15 protein-coding genes are annotated in these 19,602 nt (G+C 68.0%); 13 read left to right on the top strand and 2 right to left on the bottom strand.

Annotation, left to right across the window (positions count from 1 at the left end):
• Positions 1 to 158 precede the first annotated feature (158 nt).
• A complete protein-coding gene (locus DFQ59_RS12360) occupies positions 159 to 530 on the bottom strand; it encodes an Mth938-like domain-containing protein (protein ID WP_245937269.1) in 372 nt (123 codons plus the stop codon).
• A gap of 289 nt (positions 531 to 819) precedes the next feature.
• Here DFQ59_RS12360 and alaC point away from each other — a divergent pair, with 289 nt between their 5' ends.
• The 6 genes from alaC (at position 820) to recJ (ending at position 8,123) form a co-directional block, all read left to right on the top strand.
• On the top strand, positions 820 to 1,995 hold the full coding sequence (gene alaC / locus DFQ59_RS12355) for an alanine transaminase (RefSeq protein ID WP_114280027.1): 1,176 nt from the start codon (positions 820 to 822) through the stop codon (positions 1,993 to 1,995).
• Between the two features lie 135 nt (positions 1,996 to 2,130).
• On the top strand, positions 2,131 to 3,450 hold the full coding sequence (locus tag DFQ59_RS12350) for a homoserine dehydrogenase (RefSeq protein WP_114280026.1): 1,320 nt from the start codon (positions 2,131 to 2,133) through the stop codon (positions 3,448 to 3,450).
• 68 nt (positions 3,451 to 3,518) lie between these two features.
• Entirely contained in the window at positions 3,519 to 4,595 is a 1,077-nt protein-coding gene (gene thrC, locus DFQ59_RS12345) for a threonine synthase (protein WP_114280025.1), read from the top strand.
• Positions 4,596 to 4,670: 75 nt separating this feature from the next.
• Positions 4,671 to 5,357, top strand: a complete 687-nt coding sequence (locus DFQ59_RS12340) for an ankyrin repeat domain-containing protein (RefSeq protein ID WP_114280024.1) — start codon at positions 4,671 to 4,673, stop codon at positions 5,355 to 5,357.
• 4 nt (positions 5,358 to 5,361) lie between these two features.
• Positions 5,362 to 6,393 carry a hypothetical protein gene (locus DFQ59_RS12335; protein ID WP_147275249.1) on the top strand — a complete coding sequence of 344 codons (1,032 nt, stop codon included), beginning with the start codon at positions 5,362 to 5,364 and terminating at the stop codon, positions 6,391 to 6,393.
• Positions 6,390 to 8,123 carry a single-stranded-DNA-specific exonuclease RecJ gene (recJ, locus tag DFQ59_RS12330; protein ID WP_114280022.1) on the top strand — a complete coding sequence of 578 codons (1,734 nt, stop codon included), beginning with the start codon at positions 6,390 to 6,392 and terminating at the stop codon, positions 8,121 to 8,123. Before DFQ59_RS12335 ends, recJ begins: the two co-directional genes overlap by 4 nt.
• A 338-nt stretch (positions 8,124 to 8,461) precedes the next feature.
• Here recJ and gltA read toward each other — a convergent pair whose 3' ends face one another.
• Positions 8,462 to 9,751 (bottom strand): citrate synthase, encoded by a 1,290-nt coding sequence (gene gltA, locus DFQ59_RS12325; RefSeq protein WP_425451031.1) that lies wholly within the window; start codon positions 9,749 to 9,751, stop codon positions 8,462 to 8,464.
• A 500-nt stretch (positions 9,752 to 10,251) separates the two neighbouring features.
• Between gltA and sdhC the strand changes: the two genes are divergently transcribed.
• From sdhC to lpdA, 7 genes are all read left to right on the top strand, one after another.
• Positions 10,252 to 10,626, top strand: coding sequence for a succinate dehydrogenase, cytochrome b556 subunit (gene sdhC, locus DFQ59_RS12320; RefSeq protein WP_114280020.1), 375 nt, complete (start codon positions 10,252 to 10,254; stop codon positions 10,624 to 10,626).
• 5 nt (positions 10,627 to 10,631) lie between these two features.
• Positions 10,632 to 10,967 carry a succinate dehydrogenase, hydrophobic membrane anchor protein gene (sdhD, locus tag DFQ59_RS12315; RefSeq protein ID WP_245937268.1) on the top strand — a complete coding sequence of 112 codons (336 nt, stop codon included), beginning with the start codon at positions 10,632 to 10,634 and terminating at the stop codon, positions 10,965 to 10,967.
• Complete coding sequence (gene sdhA / locus DFQ59_RS12310) at positions 10,967 to 12,730, top strand: succinate dehydrogenase flavoprotein subunit (RefSeq protein WP_114280018.1); 1,764 nt, start codon at positions 10,967 to 10,969, stop codon at positions 12,728 to 12,730. Before sdhD ends, sdhA begins: the two co-directional genes overlap by 1 nt.
• A 69-nt stretch (positions 12,731 to 12,799) precedes the next feature.
• Complete coding sequence (locus DFQ59_RS12305; RefSeq protein ID WP_114280017.1) at positions 12,800 to 13,495, top strand: succinate dehydrogenase iron-sulfur subunit; 696 nt, start codon at positions 12,800 to 12,802, stop codon at positions 13,493 to 13,495.
• Positions 13,496 to 13,604: 109 nt separating this feature from the next.
• Complete coding sequence (locus DFQ59_RS12300; protein ID WP_425451024.1) at positions 13,605 to 16,475, top strand: 2-oxoglutarate dehydrogenase E1 component; 2,871 nt, start codon at positions 13,605 to 13,607, stop codon at positions 16,473 to 16,475.
• A 36-nt stretch (positions 16,476 to 16,511) separates the two neighbouring features.
• Positions 16,512 to 17,768 carry a 2-oxoglutarate dehydrogenase complex dihydrolipoyllysine-residue succinyltransferase gene (odhB, locus tag DFQ59_RS12295; RefSeq protein ID WP_114280016.1) on the top strand — a complete coding sequence of 419 codons (1,257 nt, stop codon included), beginning with the start codon at positions 16,512 to 16,514 and terminating at the stop codon, positions 17,766 to 17,768.
• Between the two features lie 290 nt (positions 17,769 to 18,058).
• The gene (lpdA, locus tag DFQ59_RS12290) at positions 18,059 to 19,501 is read left to right on the top strand and encodes a dihydrolipoyl dehydrogenase (RefSeq protein ID WP_114280015.1); all 1,443 of its coding nucleotides are present in this window, start codon (positions 18,059 to 18,061) and stop codon (positions 19,499 to 19,501) included.
• Positions 19,502 to 19,602: the final 101 nt, after the last annotated feature.

The raw sequence follows: 19,602 nt of genomic DNA, 5'->3' as shown, positions 1-19,602 counted from the left end.
CGGTCGTGGTGGATGCCCCGGGCGGGCAAAACGCTCCAGGCCGCGCTTCTCCGCGGCTGGCCGGGACACCGGAGAGTGATCAGTATGGGGGCGTAGCGGGCAGGATCAACCGCGGGAACGGGAGCCGGTGCCCGGCGGGGGTCCGTTCCCGCCCGGCATCAGCCCAGCACCAGGGCCGCGGCGACGCGGCGCCCTTCGGAGGCGAGCACCGCGAAGGTGCGGCAGGCCGCGGCGGTGTCCATGACCTCCGCGCCGATACCGTGGCTGCCGAGCAGCGCCAGGACTTCGGGAGCCGGGAAGCGCAGCCGCCGCCCGGTGCCGATGACGACGATATCCACCCCCAGTTCCAGCAGGGGAGCCAGGTGCTCCGCGGCCAGCGGCGCTCCCTCATCGGCCGGCCACCCGGTAATGAGTCGATCCGGAGTCACGATCAGGCTCTCGCGGTAGACGGACTCGTTGATGCGCGCCTCGCCATCGGCGTAGGCCCGGATGACATTGCCCTCGGTCTCGATGTGCTGGGTCAGTTTCACGGTCTTGCGGTCTGTTCCGGGTCAAGGACTGAATTGACAGGTTACGGGTTCGTCATTAATGTTAGCAGTTTCGCAATGTGCGGGCGGTTCCCGCCCAAGCCTGATTTGTCCGCCATCTGAATCACAGTGGCCGAGTCGCCGGATTGCGGTGTCGATGATCCGCCGGACTCCGCTGCCGGAGCCTCTGTCCGGACCGCGGGTCGCTGTGCTTTGCTGTGGCATTTGATGAATTCTTTGGGCCGGATCCCCGTTTCCTGACCGCAACGACCTCGCCTGGGTGAACCTGTCAATGGACGAATTTCCTCGCATCAAGCGCCTTCCGCCATACGTCTTCAATATCGTCAATGAACTGAAGGCGCAGGCTCGAGCCCGGGGCGAGGATATCATCGACTTCGGCATGGGCAACCCCGATCAGCCCACCCCCCAGCACATCGTCGACAAGCTGGTGGAGGCCGCGCAGCGGCGCGACACCCATCGCTACTCCATGTCACGGGGCATCCCGCGCCTGCGCCGGGCCATCGCCCGCTGGTACAAGACCAAGTACGACGTGGAGCTGGATCCGGAGCGCGAGGCCATCGTCACCATCGGCTCCAAGGAGGGGCTGGCACACCTGGCCCTGGCCACCATGGGCCCCGGGGATGCGGTACTGGTGCCGAGCCCGGCCTATCCCATCCATCCCTACGGCTGCGTGATCGCCGGGGCGGACATCCGCCACGTGCCGCTGGTGCCGGGAGTGGATTTCTTCGAGGAGCTGGAGAAGGCGATCCGGGAGTGCTGGCCGAAGCCGAAGATGCTCATCATCAGCTTCCCGGCCAATCCCACCACCCAGTGCGTGGAGCTGGAGTTCTTCCAGAAGGTGGTCGACATCGCCCGCGAGCACCAGATCTGGGTCATCCACGATATCGCCTACGCGGAGATCACCTTCGACGGCTACCAGGCGCCCTCGATCCTGCAGGTGCCCGGCGCGAAGGACATCGCCGTGGAGTTCTATTCGCTGTCAAAGACCTACAACATGCCCGGCTGGCGGGTGGGCTTCTGCTGCGGCAACCCGACCCTGATAGCGGCCCTGGCGCGGATGAAATCCTACCTGGACTACGGCATGTTCACGCCCATCCAGGTGGCCGCCATCGCCGCCCTTGAGGGGCCGCAGGACTGCGTGGACGAGATCCGCGGGATGTACCAGAGCCGCCGCGACACCCTCTGCCGCGGCCTGCAGCAGGCGGGCTGGCAGGTGGAGAAGCCCAAGGCGACCATGTTCGTGTGGGCGCAGATTCCCGAACAGTTCCGGGCCATGGGATCGCTGGAGTTCTCCAAGCTGCTGCTCAAGGAGGCCAAGGTGGCGGTCTCGCCCGGCATCGGCTTCGGCGAGTGGGGTGACGATCACGTGCGCTTCAGCCTGATCGAGAACGAGCACCGTACCCGGCAGGCGGTGCGCGGCATCCGGGAACTGATCAAGAAGGGATGATCGTCCGCGCCTCCGCCCCGGGCGTGCCGTCGCCGGGGCATGGATGCGCGGACGCCGAGAATTGGCGCCCGGCGCGACGCCGGGCCGGGATGGTCCGCGGCTCATGGTCCGCGTAGAGGAAGAGGAGCGAGGTTTGTGAAACCGGTGAAAGTGGGCCTGCTGGGCCTGGGAACCGTGGGCGGGGGCACCGTCAACGTACTGCGCCGCAATGCCGAGGAGATTACCCGGCGTGCCGGTCGCGGAATCGTGATTTCCCATGCCGCCGCGCGCAGCCTGGACAAGCCGCGGCTCTGCGATACCACCGGCATCCGCCTGACGACCGACCCCAACGAGGTGGTGGACGATCCCGGGGTCGACGTGGTGGTGGAACTCATCGGCGGCTACGACCTGGCCCGGGAGCTGGTGCTGCGCGCCATCGCCAACGGCAAGCACGTGGTGACCGCCAACAAGGCGCTGATCGCCAAGTACGGCAACGAGATCTTCGCCGCGGCCAGCCGGCAGGGCGTGGTGGTGGCGTTCGAGGCGGCGGTCGCGGGCGGGATTCCCATCATCAAGGCGATCCGCGAGGGGCTGGCGGGCAACCGCATCGAGTGGCTGGCGGGCATCATCAACGGCACCGGCAACTTCATCCTCACCGAGATGCGGGACAAGGGGCGCGAGTTCGCCGATGTGCTGGCCGAGGCCCAGCGGTTCGGCTATGCCGAGGCCGATCCCACCTTCGATGTGGAGGGCATCGACGCCGCCCACAAGCTCACCATCCTCGCCTCGATAGCCTTCGGCATCCCCCTGCAGTTCGAGCACGCCTACACCGAGGGCATCACCCGGATTACCCCGACCGACGTCACCTATGCTGAACAGCTGGGTTACCGCATCAAGCACCTGGGGATGGCGCGCCGGGTGGAGTCGGGCATCGAGCTGCGCGTGCACCCGACCCTGATCCCGGAGCGGCGCCTCATCGCCAACGTGGACGGCGTGATGAACGCCGTGCTGGTGCAGGGCGACGCCGTCGGCCCGACCCTCTACTACGGCGCCGGCGCCGGCGCCGAGGCCACCGCCTCGGCGGTGGTGGCCGACCTGGTGGACGTGGTGCGCGTGCTGACCACCGATCCCAACAACCGGGTCCCGCACCTGGCGTTCCAGGCCGATGCGCTCTCGGATCTGCCGATCCTGCCCATGGAGCAGGTCCAGACCGCCTACTACCTGCGCCTGCAGGCCGAGGACAGCCCCGGCGTGCTCGCGGACATCACCCGTATACTGGGCGACCAGGGCATCAGCATCGAGGCGGTGCTGCAGAAGGAGCCCTCCGAGGGACAGAGCCACGTTCCGCTCATCTTCCTGACCCAGCGCACCCTCGAGGCGAAGATGAACGGGGCCATCGACGCCATCGAGGCCCTGGAGTGCATCAGCGGCCAGGTGGTGCGCATCCGCCTGGAGCACCTGGACAGCCACCGCTGAGCACCTGATCCAGTTGACCGCCGGCAGGATGTCCACACGGGCGAACAGATAAGCACGAGGGAGAGAAAATGCCGTTCCGTACCCGCTACACCGGACTCATCGAGCGCTACCGCGACCGTCTGCCGATCAAGGACGACACGCGCATCATCAGCCTGGGCGAGGGCAACACCCCTCTCATCCGGCTGGCCAACATCCCCCGCGAACTGGGACGCGAGGTGGACATCTACGTCAAGTTCGAGGGTCTGAACCCGACCGGCTCCTTCAAGGACCGCGGCATGACCATGGCGGTCACCAAGGCGGTGGAGGAGGGCTCCAAGGCCATCATCTGCGCCTCCACGGGCAACACCTCCGCGGCGGCCGCGGCCTACGCGGCGCGGGCCGGGATCACCGCCTTCGTGCTGATTCCAGACGGCAAGATCGCCCTGGGCAAGCTGGCCCAGGCCATGATGCACGGTGCCACCGTCATCCAGATCAAGGGCAACTTCGACGAGGGCATGCAGCTGGTCAAGGAGGTGGCGGGCGAGGCGCCGGTGACCATCGTCAACTCCATCAATCCCTACCGGCTGCAGGGCCAGAAGACCGCGGCGTTCGAGATCGTGGAAGCCCTCGGGCGCGCCCCCGACTACCACTGCCTGCCGGTGGGCAACGCCGGCAACATCAGTGCCTACTGGATGGGCTACAGCGAGTACTGGCGCGACGGCCTCACCAACCGCCGCCCCGTCATGTGCGGCTACCAGGCCAGCGGCGCCGCGCCGTTCCTGCGCGGCCACCCGGTGGAGAATCCGGAGACCGTCGCCACCGCCATCCGCATCGGCAACCCCCAGTCCTGGGACCTCGCCGTCAACGCCAAGGAGGAGTCCGGCGGCTGGTTCGACGAGTTCAGCGACGCGGATATCCTCGCCGCCCAGAAGCTCCTGGCGCGCAAGGAAGGGGTGTTCTGCGAACCCGCCTCCGCCATCTCCGTGGCCGGAGCCCTGAACGACATCCGCCACGGCCGCATCCCCGAGGGGAGCACCGTGGTCTGCACCCTCACCGGTCACGGCCTCAAGGACCCGGACACCGCCATCAAGCAGAGCGAGCCGGTGCTCACCGTCGATGCCACCCTGGACGCGGTGAAGGGCGCCATCCTCGACAACATGGCCTGAGCCCATCGGGCCGGGGCGGTTTTGCCGGGTCACCCGGCCGGCGCCCCCGCCCCCGCCCCCCAAGGGTCGTCCCTGATGAAACTGCAATGGACAGCGATCCTGCTGGTACTGGCGCTGTCAGTGGCGGCCTGCGGCGATCCCCATGCCCGTGACGAAAAGGGGCGCACCCCGCTCATCATCGCCGCCGAATCCGGCGATCTGGACGGGGTCGAGCGCTGGCTCGATCGCGGCGCCGACATCGGCGCCCGGGATCACTGTGGCTGGACCGCCCTGCTGCGGGCCGCGCTCGGCGGCCACCTGGAGGTGGTGGAACGGCTGCTGGCCGCCGGCGCCGATGCCAACGACCGGGACAGCGGCGACTACACCGCGCTCATGCTGGCCGCCGGCAACGGCCACCGGGAGGTGGTCGAGCGGTTGCTGGCCGCCGGCGCCGATCCGGACCGCCAGGAATCCACGCTGGGCTGGACCGCGCTCATCTGGGCCGCCAAGGAGGGGGAGGGGGAGATCGCGGCGCTGCTGTTGCGCTCCGGCGCCGACGGCACGCTGCGGGACAGCGGCGGCAACACCGCGCTGACCTGGGCGGCGGCCAAGGGGCATCTCGGGGTGGTGGATGCGTTGCTGGCGGCGGGTGTCCCACCGACGCAGACCGACGCCGGCGGCCGCACGGCCCTGGTGATTGCGCGGGAGGCGGGCCACGGAGCGGTGGTGGAACGGCTCGCCCGTGCCGCCATGGCAGCCCGGCCCGCTGCGGCGGATCATTGAGTCCATGGCGACCTCACCCCACCGCAGCGAGCGGATTTTCGAGCTGACCCTGGTGGTTCCCGGACTGCTGCCGGTGCTGGCCGGCGACTTCCGGGGGAGCGGGCGGCTGGCCCGCCTGCTGGCCCGTGGCCGCTGCCATCGGGCGCTCGACCGGGACCCGGATCGCCTGCTGTTCCGGCTCTGCGGGGTGGAGCCGGGGGAGGCTCCCCCGGTGGCCCCGGTGAGCCTGCTGGGCGAGGGTGAGGACCCCGGCGGGGCATACTGGCTGCGCGCCGATCCGGTCCAGCTCGAGGCCGATCAGGCCCAGGTCTTCCTGCTGGGCAACCGCCACCTGGCACTGGACGCCGGCGAGTCGCGGCGCCTGGCGGCGGAGCTCGACGCCCACCTGCGGGAGGAGGGCTGCGCCCTGCGCGCCCCCCACCCCCGGCGCTGGTACCTGCGGTTGCCCGAACCCGCCGACCTGCGCACCCATCCTCCCGCCGCGGCCCTCGGCCACGCCATCCACGACTTCCAGCCGGAGGGAGCGGACCGGGCCCGCTGGCAACGGGTGGCCACCGAGCTGCAGATGCTGCTGCACGCCAGCCCGGTGAGCGCCGGCCGCACGGCCCGCGGCCTCCCGGGTCCCAACAGTCTCTGGTTGTGGGGCGGGGGGACGCTGCCGCCGTCGCGTCCCTCCCGCTGGGACGGAATCCGGGGCGGCGGGCCACTGCTGCATGGTCTGGCCCGCCTCACCGGCACCCCCTGGGCCGGCACGCCCGGCAGTGCCGCCGAATGGCTGGCGCAGACGGGCGACGGTCGCCATCTCGTGGTTCTCGACGGCGTGGGGGACGCGGCCCAGTACGGGGATCGATCGGCCTGGGTGCCGGCGGTCGAGGCACTGTTGCGGGACTGGCTGGAACCGATCGTCGCCGCGCTGTCGGCGGACGGACCGTCACGGTTGTGGCTGCTGCCGGGCGCTGGCCAGCGGCTGGAGCTGACCCGCCGTCTGCTGTGGCGCTGGTGGCGGCGCCCCCGTGCGCTGGAGATGTGGCGATGAAGCCGCTGATCGTCCCACGGGAGGTCGGGGGGGAGCTCCCGGCGTGGGCCGGGCAGCTGCACCCGGTGCTGGCGCGTGTCTACGCCGCCCGGGGCGTGGGCTCCGTGGACGAGCTGGAGTATGGGTTGGGGGGCCTGCTCCCGGCCACGGCGCTCGCGGGGATGGGCGCGGCGGTCGGCCTGCTGGAGCAGGCGCTGGAGAAGCGCTGGCGCATCCTGGTGGTGGGTGACTTCGATGCCGACGGGGCCACCAGTACGGCGCTGGCGTTGCGCGCCCTGCGCGCCCTCGGCGCCGCCGCGGTCGATTACCTGGTCCCCAACCGGTTCGAATACGGCTACGGCCTGACCCCGGAAATCGTGGCCGTCGCGGCCGATCGCCGGCCCGATCTCATCATCACCGTCGACAACGGCATCTCCAGCATCGCCGGCGTGGCGGCCGCCCGCGAACGCGGCATCCGGGTGCTGGTCACCGATCACCACCTTCCGGGCGCGGAGCTGCCGGCCGCCGACGCCATCGTGAACCCGAACCAGCCCGGTGACGGCTTCGCGAGCAAGAACCTGGCCGGTGTCGGCGTCATCTTCTATGTCATGCTGGCGCTGCGCGCCCACCTGCGCGGGCACGGCTGGTTCGAGCGGCGCGGCATCGCGGAGCCCAACCTGGCGCGGTTCCTCGACCTGGTGGCGCTGGGAACCGTGGCCGACGTGGTGCCCCTGGACCGCAACAACCGCGTTCTCGTGGCCCAGGGGCTGGCGCGTATCCGCAGCGGGAGCTGCTGCGCCGGCATCACGGCGCTGCTGGCGGTGGCGGGGCGCGATCCGGGGCGCCTGGTGGCGGCCGACCTGGGCTTCACGGTGGGTCCGCGGCTCAACGCCGCCGGCCGGCTCGACGACATGTCCCATGGCATCGAGTGCCTGCTGGCCGACGCCCCGGGGGAAGCCCGCCGCCTGGCCGGCGAGCTCGACCGCCTCAACCGGGAGCGGCGCGAGATCGAGACCCGGATGCGCGAGGAGGCGCTGGCGGCGGTGGCGGCCATGGAGGGGGAGGAGGCCTCCGACCGTCTCGGTGTCATCCTGTTCCGGGAGGATTGGCACCAGGGCGTCGTGGGCCTGGTCGCCTCGCGGATCAAGGAGCGGCTGCACCGGCCGGTCATCGCCTTCGCCCCCGCGGGTGACGGCGACGAACTGCGCGGCTCCGCACGCTCGGTGCCCGGGGTGCACATCCGCGACCTGCTGGATACGATCGCCGCCCGTCACCCCGGTCTGCTGATCAAGTTCGGCGGCCATGCCATGGCGGCCGGCCTGAGTTTGCTGCGCCCGGACCTGGAAGCCTTCGATGCGGCGTTCAACCGGGAGCTGGCGCGCCTGGTGAGCCTGGAGGACCTGCGCGGCCGGATTCGCAGTGACGGCGTCCTGGAGGACTCCGAGTTCAGCCTCGACCTGGCGCAGCGGATACGGGAGGGGGGGCCCTGGGGTCAGGGCTTTCCGGAGCCCCTGTTCCATGGAGAGTTCGAGGTCCTGTCACAGCGTCCCGTGGGCGGCGATCGCCATCTGAAGCTGCAGCTCGGCCATCCCGGCGTGGAGCGGCTTCTGGATGCCATCGCCTTCAACGTGGAGGCCGACCTGCTGGAATCCCCGCTGACCCGGGTGCTGGTGGTCTATCGGCTCGATGTGAACGAATACCGGGGCCGGCGCAGCCTGCAGCTGCTGATCGAGCGGCTCCATCCCCTCTGAACCCGGGCCCGCCGGTGGCGCCGGAGACCCCTTCCAGCCTTTCGTTCCGCCACGCTCTCCGTCCGCTCCGCCTTGATCCAGGGCCTTGCCGGCACTACAATTTTTATAATTGACAAAAATACTCGGAAATAGCCGGAAGGAGGTGGCCGTGAAAAGAGTGATGCGCCGTCTCACCAAAGTGCTGGCCCTCGGGGGTACGCTGCTGGCGCTGCAGAACCTGATGGTCGTCCTGGCCTTCGAGTCCGGCGGCTAGTGTACTGCGCCTGCGGGGACTTTCAGCGCGCCACTGGCAGGCCTGCCGCCCGCCGGCCGGAGCGCCGGCGGGCGGCCATGCCCTGTCAGCGCTCCTTGAGCGGCGAGTACTCGCGCTGGAGCTGGCCGGTGTAGAGCTGGCGGGGGCGGCCGATCTTGAGGTTCGGGGTGCCGATCATCTCGTGCCACTGGGCGACCCAGCCGATGGTGCGCGCCAGGGCGAAGATGACCGTGAACATGTTGGAGGGGATGCCGATGGCGCGGAGGATGATGCCCGAGTAGAAGTCCACGTTCGGATAGAGCTTCTTCTCGATGAAGTAGTCGTCCTCCAGGGCAATCCGCTCCAGTTCCATGGAGATCCTGAACAGCGGCTCATCCTGGAGGCCGAGCTCGGAGAGCACCTCGTGACAGGTGTTGCGCAGCACCTTGGCGCGGGGGTCGTAGTTCTTGTAGACCCGGTGGCCGAAGCCCATGAGGCGGAAGGGATCGTCCTTGTCCTTGGCCCGCTCGATGAATTCCGGAATGCGATCCGGCGTCTCGATCTGCTCGAGCATGTTGAGTACCGCCTCGTTGGCGCCGCCGTGGGCGGGACCCCAGAGAGCGGCGATGCCGGCGGCGATGCAGGCGAAGGGATTGGCGCCGGAGGAACCGGCCAGGCGGACGGTCGAAGTGGAGGCGTTCTGCTCGTGATCGGCATGCAGGATGAAGATGCGATCCATGGCGCGGGCCAGCACCGGGTTCGGCGTATAGGGCTCGCACGGCACCGCGAACATCATGTGCAGGAAATTCTCCGCGTAGGACAGGTCGTTGCGCGGATACATGAACGGCTGCCCGACGTAGTACTTGTAGGACATGGCCGCCAGGGTGGGCATCTTCGCCAGCATCCGGAAGGCGGCAATCTCGCGGTGCTTCTCGTTGCTGATGTCGAGGGTGTCGTGATAGAAGGCCGACAGCGCGCCCACCACCGCCACCATGGTGGCCATGGGGTGGGCGTCGCGGCGGAAGCCGCTGTAGAACTTGTGGATCTGCTCATGCACCATCGTGTGGTGCTTCACCGTCTTCACGAACTGGTGGTACTGGGAGGAGGAGGGGAGGTCGCCGTAGAGCAGCAGGTAGGCCACCTCGAGGAAATCGGACTTCTCCGCCAGCTGCTCGATGGGATAGCCGCGGTGCAGCAGGATGCCCTTGTCGCCGTCGATGAAGGTGATGCCCGATTCGCAGCTTGCCGTGGAGAGGAAGCCGGGATCGTAGGTGAAGTACCCCGCCTTGCCCAGGTCGCGAACATCGATGACGTCCTGGCCCAGAGAGCCGGACATGACCGGCAGTTCAATGGGCTCGCTGCGCCCGTCAATCGTGATATGCGCTTTCTTGTCCACCGTCATCGGTGCCTCCTTCCAACAGTGAAACAGCCGTTAGGCGTCTGCGGGCCCGGGTCGCACGGGACACGGCTGTCACGACCTGGTGATTTTACCTCGACACGGCCCTCGGGGAGGATGCCGATCGGTCGGTCCCGGTCCCGGGAAGCCCTCGGCGCGCGCTCACCCGCGTCATGAAACGGTGTTGCGTCCCGACGGGGGCGGACGGCCTTCGCAAACGCATCAGTATAGTGGTTTTGGCCGGAACCGTAAGTTATAGAAAGGCGGAACTATTTGTCAAACTGATAAACAATATAAATAATACTAATCGGCAAGTGGGCCCAGCGGGGAGTTCAAGGGGGGCTTGCTGCGAACGCACATAAGCCTTTATTTTGCACAAGCGATGTGCATATAATTCGCTTATGTCTCCATAAGACGGGGGTGTGCCTGACTTTTTGACTGCACACCTTTTTTATTTAAAACAATGGCATAAGCCATAAAAAATGGTGGTTTTGCGAACTGTGAACAAGAAGCGTCCTGTCAATCTCGATCTCACGAGCATCCGCTTCCCCGTCCCGGCCGTCGCCTCCATTCTGCACCGCGTATCCGGCATGGCCCTGTTCGTGGCCACGCCCCTGCTGCTCTGGATGCTGGAGCGGTCCCTGGACTCCGCGGAAGCGTTCGACGCGCTCAAGGCGACCCTCGACGGCTTCATCGTGAAGCTGGTGCTGCTGGCGGTTCTGGCCGGCCTCCTCTATCACCTGGCCGCGGGCATCCGTCACCTGTTCATGGACATGCATATCGGCGACACCCTCGAGGGGGGGCGCCGCGGTGCCTGGAGTGCGATTGCGGTAGCCGCCGTCGCCACGCTGCTGATGGGGGTCTGGCTATGGTAGACAATGTGGCAGGCCTTGCCCGCACCGGCCTGCGCGACTGGCTGGTGCAGCGCGTCTCGGCGGTCATCCTCGCCCTCTACACCCTGTTTCTCCTGGGCTTCCTGCTGCTCAACCCGGACCTGCAGTTCGCGGACTGGCAGGGGCTCTTCGCCCAGGGTTGGTTCCGCATGTTCACCCTGTTGTCGGTCCTGTCGCTGGCCGGTCATGCCTGGGTCGGCGTGTGGGGCGTGTCCACCGACTACATCCATCCTTACTGGCTCCGGCTGCTGTTCCAGGTGGTTGTCATCCTGGCGCTGGTGGTCTTCGTCGCCTGGGCCGTCGCGATTCTGTGGGGTAACTGATGACAGCGGTTGTTGAGCACGAATTCGATGCGGTGATCATCGGCGCCGGCGGCGCCGGCCTGCGGGCGGGCCTGCAGATGGCCGAGGCGGGGCTGCGCCCGGCCGTGGTCTCGAAGGTCTTTCCCACCCGCTCCCACACCGTCTCGGCCCAGGGCGGCATCACCGCCGCGCTCGGGAATGTCTCCGAGGACAACTGGCACTGGCACATGTTCGATACCGTCAAGGGGTCGGACTACCTGGGCGACCAGGATGCCATCGAGTACATGTGCCGCCACGCGGCGGACGTGGTCTATGAGCTGGAGCACTACGGGCTGCCCTTCTCGCGCCTGGACAACGGCAAGATCTACCAGCGACCCTTCGGCGGCCAGTCACGCAATTTCGGCGGCGAGCAGGCCACCCGCACCTGCGCGGCGGCCGACCGCACCGGCCACGCCCTGCTGCATACCCTCTACCAGCGGAACCTGATGGCCGGGACCACCTTCTTCACCGAGTTCCTGGCGGTGGACCTGATCAAGGACCGCAACGGCGCCATCGCCGGCGTGCTGGCCATCGAGATCGAGACGGGCGACCTGCACTTCATCAAGAGCCGGGCCACGGTGCTCGCCACCGGCGGGGCGGGGCGCATCTTCGCCTCCACCACCAATGCCCTCATCAACACCGGCGACGGTCTGGGCATGGCCCTGCGCGCCGGCCTGCCGGTGCAGGACATGGAGATGTGGCAGTTCCACCCCACCGGCATCGCCGGCGCGGGCGTGCTCGTCACCGAGGGCGTGCGCGGGGAGGGCGGCTACCTGCTGAACAAGGATGGCGAACGGTTCATGGAGCGCTACGCCCCCAACGCCAAGGACCTGGCCTCGCGCGACGTGGTGGCCCGGGCCATGGCGGTGGAGATCCGCGAGGGGCGCGGCTGCGGCCCCGAGGGCGATCACGTGCTGCTGAAGCTCGATCACCTGGGTGCCGACGTGATCAAGAGCCGCCTGCCCGGCATCCGCGAGCTGGCCATCACCTTCGCCCACGCGGACCCCATCGAGAAGCCCATCCCGGTGGTGCCCACCGCCCACTACATGATGGGCGGCGTGCCCACCAACGTCTACGGCCAGGTGCTCAGCCAGGATGCGGACGGCGGCGACCGGGTGGTGGACGGGCTCTACGCGGTCGGCGAGTGCGCCTGCGTCTCCGTCCACGGCGCCAACCGCCTCGGCGGCAACTCCCTGCTCGACCTGGTGGTGTTCGGCCGCGCCGCCGGCCAGCACGTGACCCACATGCTCGCCACCGAGCACGTGGAGCGGCCGCTGGGCGAGGACGCCCTCGACCCGGCGCTCGATCGGCTCGATCGCTGGAATCAGAGCAGCGGCGGCGAGCGGGTGGAGGACATCCGCAACGAGATGCGCCGGACCATGCAGAACGACTGCAGCGTGTTCCGCACCGAGGAGGTGATGCAGGAGGGCATCGGGAAGATCGAGGCGCTGCAGGAGCGCCTGCGGCATGCCCACCTGCGCGACAAGAGCAAAGCCTACAACACCGCCCGGGTGGAGGCGCTCGAGCTCGAGAACCTGATGGCCGTGGCCCATGCCAGCATCGTCTCCGCGGAGGCGCGCAAGGAGAGCCGCGGCGCCCACTCGCGGGTGGACTTTCCCGAGCGCGACGACGAGAACTGGATCCGGCACACGGTCTATTTCGCCGGTCAGCCCCTGCGCTACCGCTCGGTGAACATGAAACCGCTGACGGTGGAGCCGTTCCCGCCCAGGAAGCGAACCTACTGAGTACCGGGTGGCGGGGCGCCGGTCCGCTCCGCGCGTTTCAGAAGCCTTGCACGAAGACGACTAAAGACGATGCGCTTTTCAATCTACCGTTACGACCCGGAGCAGGACCAGGCGCCCAGGATGCAGGACTACCGCCTGGACGTGGAAGCCGGCGACATGATGCTGCTCGATGCCCTCATGCTGCTGAAGGCCGAGGATGAAAGCCTCACCTTCCGCCGCTCCTGCCGTGAAGGCGTCTGCGGATCCGATGGCATGAGCATCAACGGGGTGAACGGGCTGGCCTGCATCACGCCGATGTCATCCCTGCAGGAGCCCGTGGTGCTGCGCCCCTTGCCCGGCCTGCCGGTCATCCGCGACCTGGTGGTGGACATGGGCCAGTTCTACAGGCAGTACGAGAAGGCCCGTCCCTACCTCATCAACGAAACGCCGGCGCCGCGCACCGAACGGCTGCAGTCCCCGGCGGATCGCGAGAAGCTCGACGGGCTGTACGAATGCATCCTCTGCGGCTGCTGCTCCACCTCCTGCCCCTCCTTCTGGTGGAACCCGGACAAGTTCATGGGTCCGGCCGCGCTGCTGCAGGCCTACCGCTTCATCGTCGACAGCCGCGACCAGGCCACCGAGGAACGGCTGGCCGATCTGCAGGATGCCTACAGCGTCTTCCGCTGCCACGGCATCATGAACTGCGTGGCGGTCTGCCCCAAGGGGCTCAATCCGACCCAGGCGATCGCCCAGATCAAGACGCTCATGCTGCGCAAGAGCGCCTGAGCGGGTGCGGCCCGGCCGCGCTTGCGCACTGGAAATACAAGGCACGGCCGGGGCGGCTCACGGCGTCCCGGACTCGGCAGGCATGTGACCGGCTCGCCAGATGGCCGGCATGTTCCTGCGCAGCGGACTTCTCGTGGAGGAGAAATACGTGACTGCGATGGGGAACCTCAAGGCACTCCTCGGCAACACCCACCTGTCGGGCGGCAGTGCCGCGTACCTGGAAGCCGTCTACGAGACCTACCTGCAGGACCCGGAGGCGGTCAGCCCCGAGTGGCGCGACTACTTCGAGGAGCTGAAGCTGGCCGGCGGCGCACATGCCGATGTTCCGCACGCGCCCATCCGGGACCAGTTCCGGCAGGCCGCGCTGCACGCCGGGGCGGCGCCTGATTCCCGGGTGCTGCAGCAGATGGCCGAGCACGAGCGCAAGCAGGTGCGCGTGCTCCAGCTCATCAACGCTTACCGCTTCCGCGGCCACCAGTACGCCAACCTCAGTCCGCTCGGGATCCATGAACGCCCGCACGTCCCCGACCTGGACCTTGAGTACCACAATCTCGCCGACGCGGATCTGAACCTGCAGTTCAACACCGGCTCGTTCCTGTTCGGCCGGAAGAAGGCGTCGCTCAAGGAGATCCTGCACGCGCTGCGCGCCACCTACTGCGGCACCATCGGCGCCGAGTACATGCACATCACCGACACGGTGCAGAAGCGCTGGATCCAGGAGCGGCTGGAGATGCGCCGCTCCCAGCCCAACTTCGTGGCCGAGACCAAGCGCCGCATCTTCGAGCGGATCACCGCCGCCGAGGGCCTGGAGCGCTACCTGCACTCCAGGTACGTGGGCCAGAAGCGCTTCTCCCTGGAAGGGGGCGAGGCGCTGATACCCATGCTGGACGACATGGTGCAGCGGGCCGGCAAGAGCGGGGTGGAGGAGGTAATCGTGGGCATGGCCCACCGCGGCCGCCTGAACGTGCTCGTCAACATTCTCGGCAAGTCGCCCACCAACCTGTTCCAGGAATTCGAGGGCAAGTACGATCACGATCATCTCCAGGGCTCCGGCGACGTCAAGTACCACAAGGGGTTCTCCAGCGACATCCGCACCCCGGGCGGGCCGCTGCACCTGGTGCTGGCCTTCAACCCGTCCCACCTGGAGATCGTCTCGCCGGTGGTGGAGGGATCGGTGCGGGCGCGCCAGGAGCGGCGCGGCGCGGGCGCCAATGCGCGGGTGCTGCCGGTGCTGATCCACGGCGATGCCGCCATCGCCGGCCAGGGCGTGGTGATGGAGACCATGAACATGTCCCAGGCGCGCGGCTACGCCACCGGGGGCACGGTGCACATCGTGGTCAACAACCAGGTGGGATTCACCACCAGCAATCCCCTGGACGCCCGCTCCACCCTCTACTGCACCGATGTGTTCAAGATGGTGCAGGCGCCCATCTTCCACGTGAACGGCGACGATCCCGAAGCGGTGGTGTTCGTCTCCCAGCTGGCGCTGGACTACCGCAACGAATTCGAGCGGGACGTGGTCATCGACATGGTCTGCTACCGCCGCCACGGCCACAACGAGGCCGACGAGCCGGCGGTGACCCAGCCGCAGATGTACCAGCGCATCCGCGAGTTGCCCACCCTGCGCCAGCTCCATGGTGAACGCCTGACCAAGGAGGGGATGCTGAAGGAGGGGGAGGTCGACGCGGTTGCCGAGAGCTACCGCGACAAACTGGAATCGGGCGCCATCGCCGCCCGGGACGTGATCGAGAACGGCAAGGGCAACAAGCACACCGTGGACTGGAGCCGCTTCCACGGCACCGATTGGCGCCACCCGGTGGACACCTCCCTGCCGCAGCCGGTCATCAAGGAGCTCACCGAGCGGCTCACCCAGCTGCCCGAGGGCCTGGAGCTGCACCCGCGCGTGGCCAAGATCATCGACGACCGCCGCAAGATGGGCGCCGGCGCCCTGGCCATGGACTGGGGCTTTGCCGAAACCCTGGCCTACGCCGCGCTCCTGCGGGAGAACTACGCCATCCGCATCTCCGGCCAGGACTGCGGCCGCGGCACCTTCTTCCACCGCCACGCGGTACTGCACAACCAGAAGGAGGATGCCCACTACATCCCGCTGCAGCACCTGGCCGAGGAGCAGCCCCAGTTCCGCGTCATCGACTCCCTGCTCTCGGAGGAGGCGGTGCTCGGCTTCGAGTATGGCTACGCCACCGCCGAACCGGATACCCTGGTCATCTGGGAGGCGCAGTTCGGTGATTTCGCCAACGGCGCCCAGGTGGTCATCGACCAGTTCATCAGCTCCGGCGAGTCGAAGTGGGGTCGCCTGTGCGGGCTGGTGATGTTCCTTCCCCACGGCTACGAGGGCCAGGGCCCGGAGCACTCCTCGGCACGCCTGGAGCGCTACCTGCAGCTGTGCGCCGAGCAGAACATCCAGGTCTGCGTACCCAGCACCCCGGCGCAGATGTTCCACATGCTCCGGCGCCAGGCGCTGCGGCCCTACCGCAAGCCGCTGGTGGTGATGACCCCGAAGAGCCTGCTGCGCCACAAGCTCTCCACCTCGAGCCTGGAGGACATCTCCGAGGGCAGGTTCCAGCCGGTCATTCCGGAGGTCGAGCCCATCAAGCCCAGCGGGGTGCGCAAGGTGGTGCTGTGCAGCGGCAAGGTCTACTTCGACCTCTACGAGGCGCGCCAGGCCCGCGAGGCCGACGATGTGGTCATCCTGCGGGTGGAACAGCTCTATCCCTTCCCGGTGGAGGAGCTCAGCGTGGAGCTGAAACGCTACACCCGGGCCAGGGAGGTGGTCTGGTGCCAGGAGGAGCCGAAGAACCAGGGTGCCTGGTTCTCCAGCAAGCACCATCTCGAGGAGTGCCTGCGGACGGGGCAGAGCCTGTCCTACGCGGGCCGGGATTTCTCCGCCTCGCCGGCGACCGGCTACTTCTCGCTGCACGTACAACAACAGGCGGCCCTGGTAGACCAGGCGCTCAGCTGATAACGACCCCGGAAGTCCAGATTGAAGGAAGCTGCCATGTCCATAGAAGTCAAGGTTCCCATGTTGCCGGAGTCCGTTGCCGATGCGACGGTGGTGACCTGGCACAAACAGCCGGGTGAGGCGGTCAGGCGCGACGAAAACCTGGTGGATATCGAAACCGACAAGGTGGTGCTCGAGGTGCCGGCGCCCCAGGACGGCGTGCTGAGGGAGATTCTCAAGCGCGATGGCGCCCAGGTGGTGGCCGAGGAGGTGCTGGCCATCCTGGAGGCCGGTGTCGCGGCGCCAGCCGTTGAAAGCGCTCCCGCCCCCGCCGCGGATGAAAGCGCCGCAGCCGGGACTGCCGCGGGGGAGCCGGAAACGGAATCCGCCGCCGCTACCGGCGTGGGGCCCGCGGTGCGGCGCCTGCTGGAGGAGCACGGCCTCGATGCCACCGCCATCCCCGTGAGCGGCGACCGCCTGACGAAGGGCGATGTGCTCGCCTACCTGGAAAACCGCCAGGCCGAAGCGGCGGAGGCGACTGCTCCGGCCCCCGCGGCGGCAGAGCCGCCGCCACCGCCCGCAGCGCCGGTGCCGGCAACCGAGCCCCTGGGGGCCAGGGCCGAGCGCCGGGTGCCCATGACCCGCATCCGCCAGCGTATCGCCGAGCGGCTGGTGGAGGCCCAGCACACCGCGGCCATCCTCACCACCTTCAACGAGGTGGATCTGAAAGGGGTGATGGACCTGCGCGCCCGCTACAAGGACCGCTTCGAGAAGGCTCACGGCGTGCGCCTTGGCTTCATGTCCTTTTTCGTCAAGGCGTGTGTCGAGGCCCTCAAGCGTTTCCCCGAGGTGAATGCCTCCATCGACGGCACCGACATCGTCTACCACGGCTATTACGACGTGGGCATCGCCGTGGCCTCGCCGCGGGGACTCGTGGTGCCGATCCTGCGCGACGTGGACCAGATGAGCCTGGCTGACATCGAGAATGCCATCGCCGCCTACGGCGACAAGGCCAAGAAGGGCGCGCTGTCCATGGAGGAGCTCACCGGCGGCACCTTCACCCTCTCCAACGGCGGCGTGTTCGGCTCCATGCTCTCCACGCCCATCCTCAACCCGCCGCAGAGCGCGATTCTCGGGATGCACAAGACCCAGGAGCGCCCGGTGGTGGTCGACGGCGAGATTGTCATCCGGCCAATGATGTACCTGGCCCTGTCCTACGATCACCGCATCATCGACGGGCGTGAGGCGGTCCAGTTCCTGGTCACCATCAAGGAGGCCCTGGAGGACCCGGCGCGGATGCTGCTGCAGCTTTGATCGGGTTCTGCCGCCACAGGGGTCACAGAGAATACAGAGGATCGGAACACCGGAACCTCAACGTGGCGCGTGGGTAGGTACGGGTGTGCCGCAGCCGGCCCCCGATCCCCATTGCCCCGTGTCCTCCGTGCACTCTGTGGCCTACACAGGTTGTTCCGCACCGCGCGGTTGCCGGCTGAAGGAACGGACCGGAATCCCGGAGCTCTGCAGAAGGCGGTCCGGCGGTCGGAGACAGCAGGGAAACCATGAATCCGTCCGTGCAGGTGCGCGGGCGCAGGGGGAGATGAGCGATGTCAAAATCCTATGACGTGGTGGTGATTGGCGGGGGGCCGGCCGGTTACGTGGCGGCCATCCGCTGCGCCCAGCTGGGGCTGAAGACGGCCTGTGTCGACGAGTGGCTGGACAAGGCGGGCAAACCGTCGCTGGGCGGAACCTGCCTCAACGCCGGCTGCATCCCATCCAAGGCGCTGCTGGACTCCTCGGAACACTACCACCGGATCGCCCATGAGCTGGGGGGGCACGGTATCAGCGTGGAGGGGCTCAGCCTCGACGTGCCGCAGATGATTACCCGCAAGGACGAGGTGGTGAAGGGCCTGACCGGCGGTATCGCCGCCCTGTTCAAGGCCAACAAGGTGACCTGGCTGCAGGGCCACGGACGGCTGCTGGATGGCCGCCGGGTGGAGTTCTCCCCGACCGGCGGGGGCGACCCCGAGGTGGTGCAGGCGGGTGATGTCATCCTGGCCAGCGGCTCGCGGCCGAGCACCCTGCACATGGCGCCCGTGGACGGGGATCGGATTGTCGATTCCACCGGTGCGCTGGAGTTCGACGAGGTGCCCAAGCGCCTCGGCATCATCGGTGCGGGCGTCATCGGCCTGGAGCTGGGCAGCGTCTGGCGCCGGCTCGGGGCCGAGGTGGTGCTGCTCGAGGCACAGGAGAACTTCCTCCACTTCGCCGACCAGCAGATGGCCGAGGAGGCCTACAAGCAGTTCACCCGGCAGGGGCTGGACATCCGCCTCGGCGCCCGGGTGACCTCCACCAGCCTGGGCAAGAAGAATGTCGTGGTGCACTACACCGACAGCGCCGGCGAGCACAGGATCCAGGTGGAGAAGCTGGTGGTGGCCGTGGGCCGCCGGCCCCATACCGAGGGGCTGTTCGCCCCCGAGTCGGACCTGCTGCTGGACGAGGGCGGGTTCATCCACGTGGACGAGCACTGCCGCACCAACCTGCCCGGCGTCTACGCGGTGGGGGACGTGGTGCGCGGTCCCATGCTGGCCCACAAGGGTTCCGAGGAGGGGTTGGCGGTGGCCGAGATCATCGCCGGCCACAAGGCCCGGGTGAACTACGACACCATCCCCGCGGTGATCTACACCAATCCCGAACTTGCCTGGGTGGGGCGGACCGAGGAGGCCCTGCGCGGCGCCGGCGAGCAGATCCGTGTCGGCATCTTCCCCTTCGCCGCCAACGGCCGCGCCCGGGCCAGCGACGAGGCGGTCGGGATGGTGAAGATCATCGCCGAGGAGAAGAGCGACCGGATACTGGGCGTCCATGTGCTCGGCCCCAGCGCCTCCGAGATCATCGCCCAGGCGGTGATTGCCATGGAGTTCGCCGCCAGTGCCGAGGATCTCGCGCTGACCGTCTTCGCCCATCCGACGCTGTCGGAGGCGCTGCACGAGGCGGCGATGGCCGCCGGCGGCAGCGCCATACACATTTACCAGCCAAAAAAGCGAAAATAGCGGCTGCGGCGTCTCCGGGCGCTTTCGCAGCGGCACGGCCGGGGAGCGGCCTCCATGACCCCGGGTCACCGGCCCGCGGGGCCACCAGATAACAAGTGGAA

The sequence above is a fragment of the Thioalbus denitrificans genome (genome assembly GCF_003337735.1).
Lineage (GTDB): Bacteria > Pseudomonadota > Gammaproteobacteria > DSM-26407 > DSM-26407 > Thioalbus > Thioalbus denitrificans.
Note: the sequence above shows the minus strand (reverse complement) of the source record. Positions and strands in the feature narration are given on the sequence as shown.